Source organism: Bordetella tumbae, assembly GCF_965139195.1.
In the GTDB taxonomy this organism is placed as follows: domain Bacteria; phylum Pseudomonadota; class Gammaproteobacteria; order Burkholderiales; family Burkholderiaceae_B; genus Bordetella_A; species Bordetella_A tumbae.
Map to the genome: position 1 here is coordinate 1 of NZ_CBCSJH010000062.1, position 19,348 is coordinate 19,348.

The following is a 19,348-nucleotide window of genomic DNA, read 5'->3' on the forward strand; positions in this document are numbered from 1 at the left end:
TCCGGCGCCCGCGCGCCGGACCGGCTTTGTGAAGCCCTCACGGCCCGATTGCCTCGGCTCGACGTCCAATAAACACACTAACCTCACATTTGAAGATACGTACAAATTGACAGTACGATCAAGCTGACGTCATCACCACCATGATTTCCGCGTCGCGTGCGCTCAACGATAAATAGAGATGGCCCTGTCCGCTGTCGAAATAGGCGGATTCATGTTTGCTGAGCGTCAGGTTCTCACCCGACTCGAAGCAAATACGGATTTTGCCGGATAAGACTACGATGAATTCCTGACCCGCGTGTCGGATAAAGCCGTCGAAATCCTCGACACTGCGAGCCATGATGCGCCCGTACATGGGAGTCATGGTGCGCTGCGGATAGTCGCCGGCGAGCAATCGATAGCTGTAGTTGCCCGTGTCGTAGTCGGGCGACTGGGTCGTGGAGGCTTGCGTGGGGACAGTGCCGGGATGTGCATCCGGGTCAGACAGTAACTGAGAAATGTCGATGTTCAGCGCACGCGCGACGGCGGTGAATTTCTCGTAGCTGACGGAAACCTGGCCCAGCTCCATCTTGGACAGGGTGGACAGTGCCACGCCGGATACGGCCGACAGCTGCTTTAGTGTCAGGGCACAGGCTTTGCGGGCGGCGCGCAACTGTTGACCCATGCGTGCGCGCGCCGTATCCGGCGAAGAGGGAGCAGAAGGCTGAGTCAACGCGATACCTCGAAAATGTGCAACGCCTGCTGGGCAGGGCTACTTGGGAGTGCAGATGGGATGGTGAGTGGCGCTACATGCTACGCAAAACCCCTCCGGCACCGTATAAGGTAACTACTGATTGACGGTAATTTTGTCACATAAGAGAATTCTCTTAAATGAGAATTTAAGAAGCGCCGTATCCCTATGAACGACTCTGATGTGTTTGACTTTGCCGTGATCGGCGGCGGAATCGCCGGAGCCTCGGTGGCTTATCGCTTGTCCGGCCGCGCCCGTGTGGTGGTGCTGGAGCGAGAAGAGCAGCCTGGCTACCATTCCACCGGCCGTTCGGCTGCCATGTTCATGGAGGCCTACGGGACGCCGCAGATCCAGGCATTGACGCGCGCCAGCCGGGCGTTTTACGAGCAGCCGCCCGAGGGATTCACCGAGCACCCCATTTTGTCGCCGCGCGGGTGTCTGTACCTGGGAAAGACCGGCCAGGAAGCATTGCTGCAACAAGTCTACGAGGAGACCGTCAAGGCCGCACCCAACGTCAGTCTCATCAGCGTCGATGATGCGATGTCGCGGGTGCCGTGTTTACGCGCGGACCGCTTGATCGGTGCGATGTTCGAGCCCGAGGCGCAGGATCTGGATGTACACGGATTGCATCAAGGATTCCTGAAGGCCATGCGTCAGCAGGGCGGCGTGCTGCGTTGCCAGGCCGAGGTGGCCTCCGCGGTGCGGGATGGGGGGTATTGGACCTTGACGCTGAGCGACGGGCAGACAGTGCGTGCGGCGCACGTGGTCAATGCCGCGGGTGCATGGGCGGATCACGTGGCGGCTCGTTTCGGCGTGCAGCCCATCGGCTTGGAGCCCCGCCGACGTACGGCATTTACCTTTGCGGGTCCAGAGGGTGTGGATTGTTCGCAGTGGCCTACGGTGTCTGATCTGGACGAGCAGTTTTATTTCAAACCGGATGCAGGGCAACTGCTGGGTTCGCCAGCGAATGCCGATCCGGTGGCCGCCCACGACGTCATGCCCGAGGAACTGGATGTGGCGACAGGCATCTATCACATCGAAGAGGCCACCACTCTCACCATTCGACGCCCGCGTCATACATGGGCCGGGCTGCGTTCGTTTGTGCGCGATGGCGATCTGGTCGTCGGGTGGGATGATGCAGTGCCCGGATTTTTCTGGTTGGCTGCGCAAGGCGGCTACGGTATTCAATCGGCTGCCGGGGTATCCGAGTTGGCTGCGGCACTGCTGTTGAATCAGCCGGTACCCGATACGTTGTTGGCCCACGGCGTACAAGCCGAAATCATTGCACCGGCGCGTCTGCGTTGATTCTTAAAGAAGCCCGTCGACAGGCGGCTCATCAAGCACAAGGGGAAACCATGAAGACCTTATCAACGATGTGTGGCGCTTTGGCCATTGGCGTGGCTGCGATGGCTGCCACCTCCGTCAGCGTGGCGGCATATCCCGAGCGGCCCATTCAGTTGATTATCCCCTATTCGCCAGGCGGCGCTGGCGATGTGGCCGGCCGTATTCTGGCCAAGGCGATGAGCGACGCATTGAAGCAGACGGTCGTCGTGGAAAACAAGGCGGGAGCGGGCACGATTCTCGGTGCGCAGTTTGTCGCTAAAGCGAGCCCGGATGGTTATACGTTGCTGCTGAGTTCCGGGACGACATTCACCATCAATCCCGCGATTTATCCGTCGTTGCCTTATTCGCCCAAAGAGGATTTCGTGCCCTTGGGTGTTCTCGGGCGAACGGCCATGGCGATCGTGGCGAACCCGAAAACACCGTACTCCAATCTGGCTGATCTGGTGAGCGCTGCAAAGGCCAAGCCGGACAGTATCGCCTATGCATCATTCGGCATCGGGACGGTATCGCATTTTGTGGCCGAGCAGTTTCAAGACGCAGCGGGCATCAAGATGATGCACATCCCCTATAAGGGCAGCGCGCCTGGGATGACGGATTTGATTGGCGGCCAGGTCCCGGTGATGTTCGATACGGTGGTGGCTGCCATGCCGCAGGTAAAGGCAGGAAAAATCAAGGCGCTGGCCGTGACAACGGCAAAGCGATCGAGCTTCTTGCCTGATGTGCCTACGTTGGCGGAAAGCGGGTATCCTGGTTTTAACGTGGATACGTGGATCGCTTTGTTCGGCCCGAAAGGCCTGCCCGAAGACGTGCAGCACACGTTGAGCCAGGCGATGGAAGCTGCGCTGAAAGATCCCGCCACGCTGGATCAGTTGCGCACGGCCGGCGTTGATGCCGCATTCGAGTCTGCGGACTCATTGCGCAAGACCATTGCAGAAGAAACTCCGCGTTTTGCGGAAATCGCCAAGCGCGCCAATATTCAGGCGCAGTGAGTACCGGTTATGCCATCGAATGTTGTGACGCCTGAGTTTTTGCAAACGCTGCGTAATGCAGAACCTGTGCTGTGGCTACGTCCCGGGCCTGCGGATTGCCGTGTGGACGCGCCCGCAGATACCGGATTGACGAAGGATCAGATCGCGGCTGCGCAGGCGCGGTTTGATCGATTTGCGCCATTGCTGGCGGAGCTCTTTCCCGAGTTGCGCGATAGCGAGGGAGCGATCGAGTCGCCGTTGTTGCGTACGCCGAAAATGCAGATGGCGTTGGGTTTGCCCGAGACGCAGGGGCGATTGTGGCTCAAGGCAGATCATGCGTTGCCGGTGGCCGGATCGATCAAGGCGCGCGGCGGCATTCACGAAGTGCTGGAATTCGCCGAGTCCGTGGCATTGCGCGAGGGGCTGATTCAATCTGGGGATGATTACCGGAAATTGGCCACGCCCGCCGCGCGGGCATGCTTCGCCCGTTATCAAGTCGCGGTGGGGTCCACCGGCAATCTGGGGTTGTCGATCGGTGTGATGGCGTCTGCGTTGGGATTTTGTGCCGCAGTACATATGTCTGCGGACGCAAAGGCCTGGAAAAAAGCCCGCCTGCAGGCGCGTGGCGTCGAGGTCGTAGAGCATAGCGGCGATTACGAGCGCGCTGTTGCAGCAGGCCGGGCGCAGGTACAGGCCGATCCTCACGGCTATTTTGTCGATGACGAACGTTCGGCCTCGCTGTTCATGGGGTATGCCGCTGCAGCGCTGCATTTGCGTGCACAGCTTGATGCTGCGCAGATTCTCGTGGATGCGCAGCATCCCTTATTCGTTTATCTGCCTTGTGGTGTAGGCGGTGCGCCTGGCGGCATTGCTTATGGTTTGCGCCAGGTGCTGGGCGAGCATGTGCATTGCTTCTTTGCCGAGCCCGTGCAATCGCCGTGTTTTCTGGTGCGGATGATGGCGGGCCATGGCCAATTGCCCGGCCTGCCGGCAGCGCCTTCGGTGTATGACGTGGGCCTGCATAATCGTACCGAGGCTGATGGATTGGCCGTGCCCCGTGCGTCTGAACTGGCGTACGGCGCAGTGGGAGGCATGTTGTCGGGAGTCTATACGGTGGCGGATCAGACCTTGTTTGACGATCTGATTCGGTTGCACGATACCGAGGGCATACGGATTGAGCCTTCCGCTGCGGCAGGCTTCAGCGGTCCTCGGCATATCTGCCTGAGCGCTACGGGCCATGCCTATCTGGCCGAACACGGCTTGTTGGCGCAGATGCCGCAATCGACACACCTGGTGTGGACGACCGGCGGGCTGTTTGTGCCTGACGAAGAGTATGCACGTTTCCTGAATCGTCGTTGATTCACTATCGGAGCAATGGATGAAAAAAGCTTTACTGGCGATGAGTCTCGCCATGTCTTGCATGGCAGTAGGAATGACATCAGCGGTGGCGCAAGAGCCCTATCCGTCTCGTCCTATCACGCTGGTGGTGCCATTCCCGCCGGGCGGCTCTACTGATACGATGGGCCGCGTCATGGCCAAGGCACTGGGCGATGTGCTGGGCCAGAGCGTCGTGGTGGAAAACAAGGGCGGTGCGGGTACGGTGATTGGCGCCAGCTATGTGACCAAGGCCGCGCCGGATGGGTACACCTTGTTGGTCAGCTCTGGCACGACGTTCACGGTCAATCCTGCGATTCGCACCAACATGCCCTACGATCCGGTCAAGAGTTTCGAGCCGTTGGGCATTGTGGGGCGCACAGGCCTGGTATTGTTGGCGAATCCCAAGGTGCCGGTGCATAACCTGAAAGAGTTCGTAGCGTATGTGAAAGACCCCGCGAACAAGCAGCCGCCTTATGGTTCGTATGGCACAGGAACCACGTCCCAGTTTGTCGGCGAGGCGTTTTTGGCCGAGGCTGGATTGCAGATGGCGCATATTCCCTATAAAGGCAGTGCGCCGGCGATGACGGATCTGATTGGCGGGCAGATTCCATTTACCTTCGATACGGTGTCCGCGGCGATTCCGCAGGTCAAGCAAGGCACGGTGCGGGCGATTGCTTTGTCCAGCCCTAAACGTTCCAAGTTTTTTCCAGACCTTCCTACGTTTGTAGAACAGGGGTATGCTGGGCCCGAGATGGATACGTGGTTCATGGTGGTTGCGCCGCGTGGCTTGCCGGCAGCGGTCAAGACCAAATTGGAGGCGGCACTGCAGACCGCGGTGGCGAATCCCGAGGTTCAGAAGAATCTGGAGGCCCAGGGGTTCGAACCGGACTACGGCAGTGCCGCGGACGGCGAGGCACTGATTCAAAAAGAATTGCCGATCATGCGCGACATTGCAGAGCGCGCTCACATCAAGCTTGATTAAGGTTTTCTCATGGCACTGGATGATTCCCTGGTTTCTCTTTCGGCCGTTACGCTGCGGCAAATGATCGGCGCGCGACAGTTGTCACCGGTCGAGTTGCTGGAGGCCTGCATCGCCCGTATCGAAGCGGTGAACCCGTACGTCAATGCGGTGACGGCCAAAGCCTATGCGCGTGCGCGCGAAGAAGCCCGCGCCGCCGAGCGTGCGGTGATGGCGGGGGACATGCTGGGCTTGTTGCATGGTCTGCCGATGGGTGTGAAAGACCTGGAGCCCACAGCGGGATTGCTGACGACGTTTGGCTCGCCGATTTATCGGGATCATGTGCCAGAGCACGATGTCGAGCTGGTGGCGCGTTTGCGCCGTGCGGGCGCTATCGTGACAGCCAAGACCAACGTGCCCGAGATGGGGGCGGGCGCGAACTCGCGCAACGTTGTATGGGGTGCGACGGGGAATCCATTCAATCCGAATTTGAATGCGGGTGGGTCCTCGGGCGGGTCCGCTGCGGCACTGGCATGCGATATGTTGCCGGTGTGCACGGGATCGGACACGGGGGGATCATTGCGTATTCCCGCCGCCAAGTGCGGTGTGGTGGGATTCCGCCCCTCGCCCGGCGTGGTGCCCAGTGTGCGCAAGTTGCTGGGCTGGACGCCGATTTCAGTCGTGGGACCGATGGGGCGCACCGTCGAAGAGGCTTGCCTGCAAATGGCGGCCTCGGCGGGTATGGATGCGGGCGATCCCTTGAGCTATCCGCTGGATCCGCTGTCGTTCCTGCGCCCCGAGTCGGTCGACCTGGGCTCGTTGCGCGTTGCGTATACCGAGGATTTCGGCGTGTGCGCGGTGGATGATGGTATTCGCGCTACGTTCCGTACAAAGATCGCGGCGATGAAGCATTTGTTCGCGGCCTGCGAGCCGATCGAGTTGGATCTGGGCGAGGCGCATCGTTGTTTTGATGTGTTGCGCGCCGAGGCGTTTGTAGCGGGGATGCGTGAGGCGTATGAGCGGGACCCTGCTAGCTTGGGCCCCAATCCCCGTGCGAATTATGAGATGGGCGCGGCGATGAGCCTGAAGGACAGTGCGTGGGCGCAAGCCGAGCAGACGCGTATCCTGAAGCGTTTCCAGGAGATCTACGCCGACTATGATCTGATCCTGTCGCCGACTACGCCGGTGTCGCCGTTCCCGTGGACGAGCCTGTATGCGGATACGATCAATGGGGAAAAGCAGGAAAACTACTACCGTTGGCTGGCGCTGACGTATGTGGTGACCTTGACCACGCATCCTGCCTTGTCCTTGCCTTGCGGGCTGGACGGACATGGCATGCCGTTCGGTTTGCAGATCGTGGGGCCGTTCCGCGGCGATCGCGAGGTGCTGGGAGCATCGTACGCGATGGAGCAGGCGTTCTCGCGCATCGAGGCGCTGCGTCGCCCGCGTCCGAATCTGGCGGCATTGCAGGTCGCCGAGCCGGCGTTGACGTCGATTGTGACGGCGCCGCCGGTGTTGGATGGACAGGGGCAGGGTGGGGCTGTATCGGCGGTGTGATGTATTTTTTGGAAGGTGCAGGTCGAAGGTGTGGCTTGGTGGAGGCGGGACGGGTTCTTGAGACGTTTGCCACGGCCGGGCAGGCGTGGCGGGTGGGCCTGNTNGGCTGACTCNNCCCCTNAACGGGGNNTCGGCCTNCGTCCGTGAACCATCGGCGGGCCGGGGGCCAAACTCGCTTCGNNCTCAAACATGGCCCCCGGACTNCCCCCGCCGATNNTNCACGGACTCGGCAGCTCCCAACAGGCCCACCCGCCACGCCTGCCCGGCCGCGGCAAACTCATGCCCCGGAGGACTCGGATCACGATCCTGAGTCTGAGCGGCTGACGTCGACTTCGGGTTGTACCGACATGCCTACGCGCAGCAGGCTGGTGTTTTCTTGGTCAGGATCCAGCGCAATGCGCACGGGCAGGCGTTGCACGATTTTGGTGAAGTTACCTGTCGCGTTGTGGGGGGCAATGGCGGAATAGCTGACGCCGCTGGCGGGACCGACGCTTTGCACTTTGCCGGAAAATGTTTGTCCGGGCAGCGCGTCGACAGTCAGGATGACAGGCTGGCCTGCGCGCATTTTTGCCAACTGAGTTTCGCGGAAGTTGGCTTCCACGTAGATGTCTGCCAACGGAACAACGGTGACGAGCGCTTCTCCGATTTTGGCGAAATTACCGACTCGGAGATTTTTGTGGCCGATCACGCCTGAGATCGGGGCCACGATATGGGTATAGGACAAGTTGAGCTCGGCTTGCGCGACGGCCGCTTTGGCTTGTTCGACGGCAGCGGCCGCGCGTTGCAGATCGGCCTGCAAAATGGTCAGACGCTCGGTTTCGGCTTGGTGAATGGCGCGGTTTTTCTCGTGCTGGGCTTCTTGTACGCGCAGACGGGCCAAAGCCTGCTGGCGAGCTTGTATGGTGCCCGAACCATCTGCGGCCAGGTTGCTGTAGCGATTGAAATCGGCGCGAGCCAGTTTGAGATTGGCTTGGTCGGCGTCTAATGTGGCGCTGGCTTGGTGGATGACCGATTGCTGCACGGTGGCTTGTGCTTTTAATGCGTCGGCACTGGCTTGTGCACTGGCGAGTGTGGCCCTGGCACTGCGCACCGCCAGTTCGTAATCGCGATCGTCAATGCGCGCGAGTAATTGGCCGGTTTTGACGGTCTCGTTTTCTTCGACCAGGACGTGGGTGACCAGGCCCGCAACCTGAGGGGCGACTGAAGTGATATCGGCTCGGATATAGGCATCGTCCGTTGATTGAGACGAGGCGGACGCCTCGGGACGATTGATCACGATGGCCGCGATGACGGCAGCGGCAATCAATATTCCGCCTGATACGAGTTTGGTTTTTTTGCTCAATGCCATGATGGTTCTCAGTGCTTTGAATCAGTGTTTCGGATGCATCGCCGCGGTCGGCGAGGGGATGTATTGGAGGGCGAAGACCAACGGGATCAGGATGGCCGCGAAGGCGGCCAACGCCCAATAAGCGTCGGCGATGGACAGCACAGCAGCCTGGCCTGCGATAGTGGATGCCAAATCAGCCGGTGCCGGAGCCTGCGCCCGAGCGGCATGATCCAGCAGCATTTCGCTATGAAAGCGCGTGCGCAGTTCGATTAACCGGCTGATTGCTGCGGAGCCCGCCAATGTTCCCAAGGCACGCAACAGATTGACCATGCCCGAGACATAGGGACCTTCCATGGGTTGAACCACGCTGGTCGATAGAAACAGCAACGCCACGACCGCCAACGGTTGGCCGATGGCTTGCAGGCTCTGCGCCCAGATGAATTCCGTCCACATCCATTCGGAGGTCAGGTGCGCGCCCATCATGCAGGACAAGGACAGACATGCCAGCCCCAGGGCCATGACGGCTCGGGCGTCTACCCATTTGCGATACAGCAGCAACGACACGGCGGGAGCGACGATGAGCTGAGGCAGCCCGATCATCAGGCCGATGGGAGCGCTTTGCTGCGCGCGATAGTCCCATGTATGGCCCAGGTGCAGGGAGGGCAGCAAGGAGCCGGACAGGAAAATGACCAACAGGGAAAAGAAAATCGTGAAGCCCAATCCCAGGTTGCGCCGGCTCAACAACTGCAGTTTGATGAACGGTGCGGGATGGTGCCATTCCGTAAACAAGTAGTATGCGACCAGCAGCAGGCCTACGACGAGGCAGGTGCTGATCAGCGGGGAAGCAAACCATTCGAGCCGGTTTCCCTGATCCAGGCCGACGGCCACGAGCGCCAAGCCGAGGGCACCGAAAATCAACCCGAACCAGTTCGCCTGGCCAAAGCGCTCGGGTTTGGGCATGTCTTGCGGTACGCCCCAGGAGACTAATAGTCCGGCGATCAGGCCTGCGGGAATGACTTGCCAATACACCATCCGCAAATCGAGCAATTGGTCGGTCCATAGTCCGGCCAACCACGTAGACACATTGGGCGCGAAGGTCGCTGTCATCGAGTACAGCGCCAGCGCATATAGCCGGATCGATGGCGGCAGGAATCGTAGGGCGGCCATCATCAACAAAGGGATCAAGGCACCGGCGGTCAAGCCTTGCAGAGCACGCAGGATCAATAGCAAGCCCATGTCATGCACGAACGGCAGCACGCAGGCGATTGCGCTGCAGGTGCCCAGCATCATCAGATGAAAGCGGCGCAAACTGAGCGTGATCGCAAACCAGCCGGCGATCGGCATGGCGAGCAGTTCGCCTGCGCTATAGACGGTGGTGATCCAGGATCCATCGTCCAGGCCAAAGCCGCTGGCGCCGCGCAGATCGGCCAGAGCCAATGAGCCCACCCGATTGTTGATGCCCGCGATCATGGCGGCCAGGAATATGCCGGTCAATCCAGCAATCAGGCGTGGCGTGAGCGCGTTGGCGTTATGGCTGGCAGTTGCCGCGGTGTTGCTTGAGGAGGAAGTGTTGGCGATTGCGGGCGTGTCAGCAGGAGGCGCGGTGTCGGTGATTGCCGGCGTGCTGGTCGATGTCGCTGCGTTGGCCGCTCCGGGCGGGTGGGCCGCAGCGGGAGCGTTGGTCGTTGACGCAATATCGAGGGGGACCGTTGTCGGGGTCATGACTGCCCCTCGGCCTCAGCCTGTGGCGCCCAGCCGCCTCCCAGGGCCTTGTAGAGATAGACGATCGCCACGGCACTGCCTGTGGTGGCGTTGCTGAGCTCCAATTCGCTGGCCAGGAGATTACGCTGAGCCGTCAGTACCGTGACGTAATCTGTCGCCCCGGCACGGTAGGCGCTTTCTGCGGCGCTCAGCGCCTCTCGGCTTTCGGTCATGGCGCGCTGCAAGGCGGTCTGACGCTGTTGTTGCGCGACGAGGGCGTTGAAGGCATTGTCGACTTCATGCCAGGCTTGCAGCACGGTCTGGCGATAGGTAACGGCGGCCTCTTTCTGTTTCAGCTCGGTTAATTCCAACGTGCGCGTCAGGCGGCCTCCCTCGAAAATCGGCAAATGAATGGCCGGACCGATAGAGAAATTGGTAGAGCTCCACAAGCCCAGGTCATCACGTTCAAAAGCCTGTGTGCCAAAGCTGCCGATGAGAGAAATACGAGGATAGAAATCGGCCTTGGCCACGCCGATCGCGGCAGTGGCTGCGTGCAGATTGGCCTGGGCGCGTTGGATGTCGGGACGGCGCAGGGCCAGTTCAGAGGGCAATCCTACCGGCAGCTGTACCGATGCATTGGGCAGCGCGTGGGCTTGTTCCAATTGCGCATCCAGGCTGCGAGGCGGTTCGCCCACCAGCAGCGCCAGCGCATTGAGCAAGACATTCTCCTCATCGCGCAATTGTGGAATCAACGCGTCGACGGACGCTTGTTGGGATAGGGACGAGGCGATGTCGAAACGCGTCGCGACGCCGTTTTTCTGACGGCTCTGCGTCAGCTTCACGAGATGGGTCGCGATATCCTGGTTTTGCAGCGCAATGGCCAGGCGCGTTTGCACGCCACGCAGCGCGAGATATTGCCGGGCGATTTCGGCGGACAAGGACACTTGTACGCCGCGCTCTTCGTAGACCGAAGCCTCGAGCGAGGCGAGGGATTGCTCGCGTTGCCGGCGCAGCCGGCCCCAGATATCGATCTCCCAACTGGCATCAAAACCTGCTTGCCACAGGTCGGTGGCGGCCGTGGGGGATCCGAGAGCGACCATCGGCCCGTTTTCACTGAGTGCCTGGCGGGTCACGCTGGCGTCCAGCCCGATGCGCGGAAACAGATTGGACATGACGATGCCGGATCGCGCGCGGCTCTGCTGTACGCGCAGCGCGGCAGCTTGTACGTCGAGGTTGCCCTCCCAGGCGCGAGCGATCAGGCTGTCCAGCACGGGATCGTTCAGCATGCGCCACCAATCACGGGGCACGGGGTCCGCCGATAGTGCCTGTTGAGCTTGCCCCTCCTTGGGCTGGAGTTGCATGCCGTCAAGCGCCGCCTGCGGGACCTGGAAATCCGGGCCAACGGCGCAGCCAGCAAGCAGCGCCAGGGCCAGGATGGGCGCCGCGCGGCTGCCGAAATAGGTGACGATAGACATGGGATGAGCCGTACGAAGACTTTTGTGAATTAAACTAAACCTCTCGGTACAGTATGGTATTCTCTGCTCAGAGACAGGTCAACTATTTTTGAACCGAACGGTACACACACCCAAATGAAAAAGACCGATCACCCATCCGAATCCACAGCGGGTCAGCCCAGGAGCTCTGGGGCTGCACGCGTGGCAAGCGGTGCACAGTCCGGTTCCGGTAGTGATTCCAAGCTCTCAGAGTCGTCCCCTTGCCCGACGGGTAAGGCATTGGCGGTCCTTGATGCGGCGCGCGATGTTTTTTTGACGCACGGTTTTTCCGCGGCGACGACGGACATGATTCAACAGGCCGCGGGTGTGTCCAAGGCTACGGTTTATGCACACTACCCCACAAAAGAGGCCTTGTTTGCGGCGGTGATCGAACGGCAATGCGCCATGCACATGGACGCGCTCAGAGCAGGACGGTCGATGTCAGGAGGAATCCAGGCAGTGTTGGCCGAAATGGCAAATGCGTACCTGGATTTTGGATTGGCGCCGTCGGGCTTGGCCTTGTTCCGCGTGGCGGCAGCGGAAGCGATCCGTTTTCCCGAGCTGGCACGCACTTTTTATGAGAAAGGCCCCAAGGTCTATTGCACGATCGTAGCCGAACATCTGGAGCGGGCGGTGCAAGCCAAGGAATTGGATCTGGGCACCATGACCAGCAAAGAGGCCGCTGCGGTGTTTTTCAGCCTGGTCCGCGGCCACATTCAGCTGCAAAGTCTGCTGCTGTCCGATCGCCCAGCGACCGCGGCCCAGCGCAAGCGCTGGGCCAATCTGGCGTTGGAGACTTTTTTTAAGGCGTTTGGGACGCGTTAGCCACAGTCGATATCGCGTCCGCACCACCGCCCAGCACCTTGTAGAGCGTGACGCGGTTGACGGCTTCGTTAAGCTGCAACGTGATCAATGTTTGCTGCGCGCTGTACAGCGTGCGTTGAGAGACCAAGGTTTCCAAATAGCTGTCTACGCCATTGCGATACAGTGCATCGGCAAGCGTGTAGCTGCGTTGATTTGCCGCGACCTGGGCACGTTGCGCATCGAGTTGCTCATCGATGTTGTTGCGGGCGACCAGGGCGTCGGCGACTTCGCTGAAGGCAGTCTGGATGGCTTTTTCATATTCGGCCACGGTGACTTCTTTTTGAATCTTGGCGGAATCCAGCGAGGCTCGCAGCGATCCAGCGTTAAAGATCGGGATGGAAATGCTGGGCACGAACGACCAGGTGCGGGTGCCGGCGTCAAACAGGCTGGACAGCGCGTCGCTGCTGCGTCCCGTCGCAGCGGTCAACGAAATCGTGGGAAAAAACGCGGCCCGCGCTGCGCCGATATCGGCGTTTGCCGCTTTTAATGTGTGTTCTGCGTACAGCACATCGGGGCGTTGCAACAGCACATCGGACGACAGGTTGGCAGGCAGGGGCGCGAGCGCGACGGCTTCGTTGTCGGTAGGCACTGGCAGCAGATCGTCACTCACGGGCGAGCCAACGACCAGATCCAAGGCGTTGCGCGCTTGCTCCAATGAGGTGGTGTAGCTGGCGACATCGGCGCGGGCGCTTTCTACACTGCCTTGGACTTCGGATAAGTCGACGCCGGACGCGATGCCCAGCGCGTGTTTGCTCTCTGTGAGTTTCAAGGTGGCGCGTTGGCTTTCCAATGTTTCCTTGGCTAATGCCAATTGCTCTCGATACGCGGCTATCGTGAGCCAGTCGCCTGCGACCTCGGCGACCAGGCTCATGCGCGTGCTGCGTTGCGTTTGCTCGGTCGCGAGATAGGTTTCCAGCGCCTCGTCGGTCAGGCTGCGGATGCGTCCAAAGAGATCCAGTTCCCAACTGCTGAATCCGACTTCGGCGCTGACGCTGCGGCCGACTTGTGAACTGCCTGTGCCTGTGCTGGCGGCGCTGGTGCGTGCCGCGTTGTAGCTGCCGGATGCTTGCACCGAGGGGAACAGATCGGATCGTTGGATGCGATAGGTGGCGCGCGCTTTTTCGATGTTTAGCACCGCGACGCGCAGGTCGCGGTTGTTATCCAATGCTGTGGCGATGACTTTTTGCAGGCGCGCATCGAGAAAGACTTTGCGCCAGTCCAGGTCCGCGACCGGTGTGGCGTCGGCGACGCCAGCCGTAGCGCTGCGAAACTGCGTGGGTACCGGCGATGCCGGACGTTCATAATCCGGAGCCATGCTGACGCAGCCGCTCAATGCGAGTGCGCACACGACGGGGATCAGTTTCAGGGTCAAGGACTTCATGGGGTGACCTCGTCATGGTTGGCGGTGTCGCCGTGCTGGGTGGGGGCCGAGGCGTCAGCCGATTTGGGTTTGCCTGGGAACAAGGTACGCACCACTACGTAGAAGAGCGGAACAAAGAAAATACCCAGCACGGTGGACGCCAGCGTGCCGCCCAGTACGCCGGTACCCAGCGAGTGGCGGCCGCCCGAGCCTGCGCCCGTGCTGATGACCAGCGGCAGCACGCCGAGCATGAATGCCAGTGAGGTCATGAGGATGGGACGCAGGCGTTGTTGGGCAGCCTCCAGCGTTGCTGCGATCAGCGATTTGCCTTGCTCTTCGAGTTCTTTTGCGAATTCGACGATCAGGATGCCGTTCTTTGCGGCCAGGCCCACTGTGGCCAACAAACCCACCTGGAAATACACGTCATTGCTCAGGCCACGCAGGCTGGTCAGCAATAGCGCGCCTACGACACCGATGGGAACGGCCAGCATCACGGAAAAGGGAATGGACCAGCTTTCGTACAGAGCGGCCAAGCACAGGAATACGAACAACAGCGACACGGCATACAGCAGCGGCGCCTGCGATCCCGATTGTTGTTCTTGATACGACAGGCCTGACCAGGAGTACCCGAAACCTGACGGTAGTTGCTTAACGAGCGTGGCCATTTCCGCCATGGCGGTACCGGAGCTGACACCGGACGCCGGCTGACCGGTAATTTCCATGGAGGCTGAGCCGTTGAATCGCGATAGCGAGGCGGGCGCGTATCCCCAACTGCTGCTGGAAAACGCCGAGAACGGCACCATATCGTCGCCGCTGTTGCGTACCGACCAGCGGCCGATGTCATCCGGCAGCATGCGGGCTTCTGCCTCGCCCTGGACGTAGACCTTCTTGATGCGTCCGCGATTGACGAAGTCGTTGACGTAGGTGCTGCCCACGGCGGTGGCCAGTGTGCTGTTGATGTCGCTTTGCGACAGGCCGAGGGCGCCTGCTTTGGCGTCGTCGATCTTGACGTCAAAGGTGGGGGCGTCTTCCAGTGCCTGGTAACGTACAGAGTCGAGTTTGTCGTTTTTGGCCGCCAGCGCGAGGAGCTGTTCGCGTGCCTGGACTAGCGCCTCATGGCCAGCGCCGCCGAGGTCTTGCAGTTCCATCGTAAAGCCCGCACTCTGGCCCAGCCCAGGAATACCAGAGGGAGTCATGGCAAAGATCTGAGCGTCGCGGAACCGTTTTGCCATCGCCATGCTGATGCGCATGCCGACCGTATTGGCGTCTGCGTCGCGCTCGTCCCAGTCTTTCAGGCGGACGAAGCCCATTCCTGAGTTTTGTCCGCTGCCGCCGGTGCTGAATCCCGCTACAGACATGATGGATGCGGTTTCCGGTTGTTCTTTGATGTAGTCAGCGACTTCGTCCATGACTTTCAGCGTCTGTTGCTGCGTGGCCCCCGAAGGCAATTTCACCATGACCATCAGCATGCCCTGGTCTTCTTCGGGCAGGAATGACGTGGGCAAATGCCAGAACAGGCCACCCGCGACGATCAAGATCGCCAGATAAATGATGCCCCCCGATTTGCGATGGTTGGTCATGAAACCGACACCCTGGTGATAGCGCTTGCCGGTGCGATCGAAGAGCGTGTTGAACCACTGGAAAAAACGTCCCAACAGGCCTTTGCGGCTGACATGGCCGCCTTTTTCGATCGGCGTGAGCATCGTGGCGCAGAGGGCCGGGGTGAGGGTCATCGCAACCAGCACCGACAGGATCATGGCCGAGGCAATGGTCACGGAAAACTGACGATAAATGGCGCCGGTAGAGCCACCGAAGAACGCCATGGGCAAGAAGACGGCAGTGAGCACCAATGCGATACCGACGAGTGCGCCCGTGATCTGTCCCATGGATTTGCGCGTGGCTTCGCGTGGGCTGAGGCCTTCTTCGCTCATGATGCGTTCGACGTTTTCGACGACCACGATGGCATCGTCTACCAACAGCCCGATGGCCAACACCATGGCGAACATGGACAAGGTGTTGATAGAGTATCCGAGCAGGGCCAGGATTCCGAAAGTACCCATCAACACGACAGGCACCGCAATAGCGGGGATCAAGGTCACGCGCCAGTTCTGCAGGAACAGGTACATGATGGCCACCACCAGCACGATGGCTTCGAACAGGGTGGTCACGACTTCTTGAATCGAGATTTTGACGAAAGGCGTCGTGCTATAGGCGACGTGGTACTGCAAGCCGCTAGGGAAAAAGGGTTGCAACTCTTGCAGCTTGGCATCGACGGCCTCGGAAACATCCAGTGCATTGGCGCCCGAAGCGAGTTCGATCCCGATACCGGAGGCAGGCTTGCCGTTGAATTTACTGATGATGGAGTAGTCTTCGGTGCCTAGTTCTACGCGCGCAACATCCGAGAGATGGACGACTGCACCACTGGTTTCGGATTTGATGACGATGTCTTTGAACTGATCGGCCGTTTTCAGGCGGCTGCGAGAGTTGACGGTCGCAGTGAGCGCCTGGCCTTCGACGGCAGGAACCGCGCCCAGCGAGCCCGAGGATACGTCGGCGTTCTGGTTCTCTATGGCACTCGTGACATCCGAGGGCATCAGAGAATAGGTGCGCAATTTTTCGGGGTCCAGCCAGATACGCATGGAGTATTCCGACCCCATGACGCGCACGTTGCCCACGCCAGAGACTCGGCTGACCGGGTCCTGGATGGTAGAGACCATGTAGTCGGCCAGGTCTGTACCATCCATGCTGCCGTTTTCAGAAGTGAACGCCAGCACCAGAAACATGTTGCCTGATGACTTGGTGACGGTGACGCCGGTGCTTTGCACGCTGTCCGGCAACATGGATTGCGCCTGCTGCAGCTTGTTTTGCACCTGTACTTGGGCCGTGTCGGGGTTGGTGCCGGAGGCAAACGTCAGGGTGATTTCCGAGCTGCCCGATGAGGTGCTGCTGGAGGACATGTACAGCAGATTGTCCAGGCCCGTCATGTTTTGTTCGATCACCTGTGTGACCGAGTTTTCGGTCGTCTCTGCCGAGGCGCCGGTGTAGGTCGCGCGTATCGAGATGGAGGGCGGGGCGATATCGGGGTATTGCTCGATGGGCAGGGTAAAGATCGACAATGCGCCAGCCAGCGTGATAACGATGGCAATTACCCAGGCAAAGATGGGTCGGTCAATGAAGAAGCGAGCCATGGTGATTCCTTACTCTGCCTTTGCGGTCGATGGCGGAGTCGGGGCACTAGCCGCGTTCGGTTGAGTGGCCTTGCTGGCCGTCTTGAGTTCCTCGACGGCGACCTCCTGGCCCGCCATGACTTTGCTGCCGCCATCGATCACCAGGCGTTCGCCGGCCTGCAGGCCGCTGGTAACGACCCATTGGTCTTTGATCGCATTGCCGGTTTGCACAATGCGTTCGATGATTTTGTTGTCGTCTCCGACCAGTTTCACTACGGCTTCCCCCTTGGTGTTGCGCGTGACGGCGCTTTGCGGCACCAGGATCGCAGTGTCATTGATGGCCATGGGCAATACCGCGCGAACATACGTACCGGGCAGCAGCAGGAAATCCGGATTGGGCACCACGGCGCGCAGGGTCACGCTGCCAGTGCTGGTGTTGACCGAGGTTCCGACGAATTCGAGTGTGCCGGTGCGATCGTAGAGGCTGCCGTCCTCCAGTTGGATTTTGACTTCGGCCTTGCCGTTGACGGCTTTTAGCGCACCGCTATCGATCTGTTTGCGCAGCGCCAGCATTTGCGCGCTGGTTTGCGTGACGTCGACGTAGATGGGATCCAGTTGCTGAATCGTTGTCAGGGCTGTTTCTTGACTGGCCGTGACCAATGCGCCAGGCGTGTAGGTCGAGGTGCCGATGCGGCCGCTGATGGGCGCTGTGACCTGGGTGTAGTCCAGATTGATTTTGGCGGTTTGCAATGCCGCTTTGGCGGAGACGACGGCGGCTTCGTTCTGACGCAGCGTCGCCAATGCATCGTCGCTGTCTTGTTTGCTGACGGCGTCGATGGCGACCAGCTTGCGATAACGCTCCGCCTTGGGTTTGGCCGCCATGACAACGGCCTCGGCCTGGACGAGATCCGCTTTGGCGCTGTCGTAGCTGGCCTGGTAGGTTTTGGGATCGATCTGGTAGAGCACCTGGCCTTCTTTGACTTCCTGGCCTTCGGTGAACAGGCGCTTTTGAATGATCCCGCCGACTTGCGGGCGTACGTCCGATTCCATATAGGCGACGGTACGGCCCGGCAGGTATTGTTCCATCGCGAGCCGTTGCGTGGTGACGCGTTGCACGCCGACTTCCGACACGGGTAGGGGCGCTGGTGTTTCGTCCTGGCAGGCGCTCAATACGAGAGCCAGGGCGCAGGCCAGCAGGCTGTAGCGCGCGGTTCGGGGAACGGCTGAGAGGAAACGATGGGACATGCGACACCCGCAATGAGTCAAATGATGAGCCATGCTAGCTAACGAATGTGCAGGAAATAGGGAGGCCGCGGTGCGGTCGGCCTGGAGGCTGGCGCGGGTATGATGATGTATCGACTGTCGCAATATGTGGCAGTTTCCGTGCAAAAAATTGCCCATTTCGAATTGGGGGCGCATTGTGCAAGAGCAATCTGAATCTATCGAAGACCCCGCGTGGGATGGACTGGTGTTGCGGGCGCTACGGCCGGAGGATCTGGCGCAGGCGTGGGGATTGTCGCAAGCCGCCCGGTGGCCGCACCGTCTGGAGGATTGGCAATTCATTTATCCGCTAGGCAACGGAGTGGCGGTGCTCGATGGTGTTCAACTGATTGGCGTGGCCATGCATTGGGATTTTGGATCGTGCGCCACGTTGGGGATGATCATCGTTTCCGAGACCTATCGGGGGCGGGGCATTGCGAGCCGTTTGGTGGCGGGCCTATTGAATGCTGTGTCGGCACCTGCCGCGCTATTGCATGCGACGCCGCACGGTGCGGGGGTGTACGCCCGGCATGGGTTTCAGCCGGTGGGGCAGATCAGCCAGCATCAGGGCGTGGCGATAGATAAGCAGCAAGAGACGTTACCGGCAGGCTGGTCGCTGCGACCCGCTGTACATGATGACCTGGATGTCCTGGCCGAGCTGGATCGGCGCGCGTCGGGCATGTCGCGCCGCGCACTGGTGCAGGCGTTGCTGGAGCAAGGGCAAGGCGTGGTGTTGCAGGATCATGGCGAGATCATCGGGTTTTCGACGCTGCGCACGTTTGGGCGTGGAGAATTGATCGGGCCCGTTGTTGCCGTTGACGAAAAGGCGGCGCGAGTGTTGATTGCGCATTGGCTGGCTGTTTGCGCGGGTCGATTCGTACGTATCGATATTCCGCCTGAGATAGGTATTGCCAACTGGCTGGCTACGGCAGGGCTGGTGCGGGTCGATACGGGTACGCGGATGATCTGCGGTACGCCTGCTGCGGGCGATGGGAAGTTTCATACTTATGCCTTGGCGGCGCAGGCTTTGGGCTAGGTAAGCGTTTAAGGCGTGTGGCGGAATAGTCGTGGTTGGAGGTTTCGGTGTGGATGAGGTTGGAGTGTTTATGGACGTCGAGCCGAGGCAATCGGGCCGTGAGGGCTTCACAAAGCCGGTCCGGCCCGCGGGGGCCGGACACCGTGTTCGCTCGCTTCGTCCGGCCCCTTCGGGCCTACCTTCAGCATCCGCTCCACTCGGCTTTGAGG

Annotated in this window: 14 protein-coding genes; 7 read left to right on the forward strand and 7 right to left on the reverse strand. The window is 60.3% G+C overall.

All coding sequences use genetic code 11. The features are described from left to right. Positions 1–118: 118 nt before the first annotated feature. Positions 119–709, reverse strand: a complete 591-nt coding sequence (locus ACNA0J_RS28715) for a helix-turn-helix domain-containing protein (RefSeq protein WP_415822402.1) — start codon at positions 707–709, stop codon at positions 119–121. Positions 710–895: 186 nt separating this feature from the next. Here ACNA0J_RS28715 and ACNA0J_RS28720 point away from each other — a divergent pair, with 186 nt between their 5' ends. From ACNA0J_RS28720 to ACNA0J_RS28740, 5 genes are read left to right on the forward strand one after another with little or no spacing between them, the layout of a single operon-like run. Further along, positions 896–2,032: an NAD(P)/FAD-dependent oxidoreductase gene (locus ACNA0J_RS28720; RefSeq protein ID WP_415822403.1), complete on the forward strand. Its 1,137-nt coding sequence runs from the start codon at positions 896–898 to the stop codon at positions 2,030–2,032. Positions 2,033–2,082: 50 nt separating this feature from the next. Continuing rightward, on the forward strand, positions 2,083–3,060 hold the full coding sequence (locus ACNA0J_RS28725) for a Bug family tripartite tricarboxylate transporter substrate binding protein (RefSeq protein ID WP_415822404.1): 978 nt from the start codon (positions 2,083–2,085) through the stop codon (positions 3,058–3,060). Between the two features lie 9 nt (positions 3,061–3,069). Then, entirely contained in the window at positions 3,070–4,398 is a 1,329-nt protein-coding gene (locus ACNA0J_RS28730) for a D-serine ammonia-lyase (protein ID WP_415822405.1), read from the forward strand. A 19-nt stretch (positions 4,399–4,417) separates the two neighbouring features. Continuing rightward, positions 4,418–5,398 carry a Bug family tripartite tricarboxylate transporter substrate binding protein gene (locus ACNA0J_RS28735; RefSeq protein ID WP_415822406.1) on the forward strand — a complete coding sequence of 327 codons (981 nt, stop codon included), beginning with the start codon at positions 4,418–4,420 and terminating at the stop codon, positions 5,396–5,398. Positions 5,399–5,407: 9 nt separating this feature from the next. Continuing rightward, complete coding sequence (locus ACNA0J_RS28740; RefSeq protein ID WP_415822407.1) at positions 5,408–6,931, forward strand: amidase; 1,524 nt, start codon at positions 5,408–5,410, stop codon at positions 6,929–6,931. Positions 6,932–7,229: 298 nt separating this feature from the next. Here the strand turns inward: ACNA0J_RS28740 and ACNA0J_RS28745 are convergent, their stop codons facing one another. The 3 genes from ACNA0J_RS28745 to ACNA0J_RS28755 are packed head-to-tail and all read right to left on the reverse strand — an operon-like array spanning position 7,230 to position 11,434. Beyond that, positions 7,230–8,279, reverse strand: a complete 1,050-nt coding sequence (locus ACNA0J_RS28745; RefSeq protein WP_415822408.1) for an HlyD family secretion protein — start codon at positions 8,277–8,279, stop codon at positions 7,230–7,232. Positions 8,280–8,300: 21 nt separating this feature from the next. Then, positions 8,301–9,980 (reverse strand): MFS transporter, encoded by a 1,680-nt coding sequence (locus tag ACNA0J_RS28750; protein WP_415822409.1) that lies wholly within the window; start codon positions 9,978–9,980, stop codon positions 8,301–8,303. Beyond that, a complete protein-coding gene (locus ACNA0J_RS28755) occupies positions 9,977–11,434 on the reverse strand; it encodes an efflux transporter outer membrane subunit (RefSeq protein WP_415822410.1) in 1,458 nt (485 codons plus the stop codon). Before ACNA0J_RS28755 ends, ACNA0J_RS28750 begins: the two co-directional genes overlap by 4 nt. A 114-nt stretch (positions 11,435–11,548) precedes the next feature. Between ACNA0J_RS28755 and ACNA0J_RS28760 the strand changes: the two genes are divergently transcribed. Further along, positions 11,549–12,277: a TetR/AcrR family transcriptional regulator gene (locus tag ACNA0J_RS28760; protein ID WP_415822411.1), complete on the forward strand. Its 729-nt coding sequence runs from the start codon at positions 11,549–11,551 to the stop codon at positions 12,275–12,277. On the opposite strand, the gene ACNA0J_RS28765 is transcribed toward ACNA0J_RS28760, so the two are convergent. Genes ACNA0J_RS28765 through ACNA0J_RS28775 form a run of 3 tightly spaced genes read right to left on the reverse strand, consistent with a single transcriptional unit; the run spans position 12,255 to position 18,088 of the window. Continuing rightward, positions 12,255–13,697, reverse strand: a complete 1,443-nt coding sequence (locus ACNA0J_RS28765) for an efflux transporter outer membrane subunit (RefSeq protein ID WP_415822413.1) — start codon at positions 13,695–13,697, stop codon at positions 12,255–12,257. The two genes, ACNA0J_RS28760 and ACNA0J_RS28765, sit on opposite strands and share 23 nt — an antisense overlap. Then, a complete protein-coding gene (locus tag ACNA0J_RS28770; protein ID WP_415822414.1) occupies positions 13,694–16,864 on the reverse strand; it encodes an efflux RND transporter permease subunit in 3,171 nt (1,056 codons plus the stop codon). Before ACNA0J_RS28770 ends, ACNA0J_RS28765 begins: the two co-directional genes overlap by 4 nt. A 9-nt stretch (positions 16,865–16,873) precedes the next feature. After that, positions 16,874–18,088, reverse strand: a complete 1,215-nt coding sequence (locus ACNA0J_RS28775; protein WP_415822415.1) for an efflux RND transporter periplasmic adaptor subunit — start codon at positions 18,086–18,088, stop codon at positions 16,874–16,876. A 175-nt stretch (positions 18,089–18,263) separates the two neighbouring features. On the opposite strand from ACNA0J_RS28775, the gene ACNA0J_RS28780 reads away from it, so the two are divergent. Further along, positions 18,264–19,139, forward strand: coding sequence for a GNAT family N-acetyltransferase (locus ACNA0J_RS28780; protein WP_415822417.1), 876 nt, complete (start codon positions 18,264–18,266; stop codon positions 19,137–19,139). Positions 19,140–19,348: the final 209 nt, after the last annotated feature.

What these genes read in the sequence shown, in the direction of transcription:
- ACNA0J_RS28720 (WP_415822403.1), top strand. Translation starts at nt 896, where the DNA reads ATGAACGACTCTGATGTGTTTGACTTTGCCGTGATCGGCGGCGGAATC.
- ACNA0J_RS28725 (WP_415822404.1), top strand. Translation starts at nt 2,083, where the DNA reads ATGAAGACCTTATCAACGATGTGTGGCGCTTTGGCCATTGGCGTGGCT.
- ACNA0J_RS28730 (WP_415822405.1), top strand. Translation starts at nt 3,070, where the DNA reads ATGCCATCGAATGTTGTGACGCCTGAGTTTTTGCAAACGCTGCGTAAT.
- ACNA0J_RS28735 (WP_415822406.1), top strand. Translation starts at nt 4,418, where the DNA reads ATGAAAAAAGCTTTACTGGCGATGAGTCTCGCCATGTCTTGCATGGCA.
- ACNA0J_RS28740 (WP_415822407.1), top strand. Translation starts at nt 5,408, where the DNA reads ATGGCACTGGATGATTCCCTGGTTTCTCTTTCGGCCGTTACGCTGCGG.
- ACNA0J_RS28745 (WP_415822408.1), bottom strand. Translation starts at nt 8,279, where the DNA reads ATGGCATTGAGCAAAAAAACCAAACTCGTATCAGGCGGAATATTGATT.
- ACNA0J_RS28750 (WP_415822409.1), bottom strand. Translation starts at nt 9,980, where the DNA reads ATGACCCCGACAACGGTCCCCCTCGATATTGCGTCAACGACCAACGCT.
- ACNA0J_RS28755 (WP_415822410.1), bottom strand. Translation starts at nt 11,434, where the DNA reads ATGTCTATCGTCACCTATTTCGGCAGCCGCGCGGCGCCCATCCTGGCC.
- ACNA0J_RS28760 (WP_415822411.1), top strand. Translation starts at nt 11,549, where the DNA reads ATGAAAAAGACCGATCACCCATCCGAATCCACAGCGGGTCAGCCCAGG.
- ACNA0J_RS28765 (WP_415822413.1), bottom strand. Translation starts at nt 13,697, where the DNA reads ATGAAGTCCTTGACCCTGAAACTGATCCCCGTCGTGTGCGCACTCGCA.
- ACNA0J_RS28770 (WP_415822414.1), bottom strand. Translation starts at nt 16,864, where the DNA reads ATGGCTCGCTTCTTCATTGACCGACCCATCTTTGCCTGGGTAATTGCC.
- ACNA0J_RS28775 (WP_415822415.1), bottom strand. Translation starts at nt 18,088, where the DNA reads ATGTCCCATCGTTTCCTCTCAGCCGTTCCCCGAACCGCGCGCTACAGC.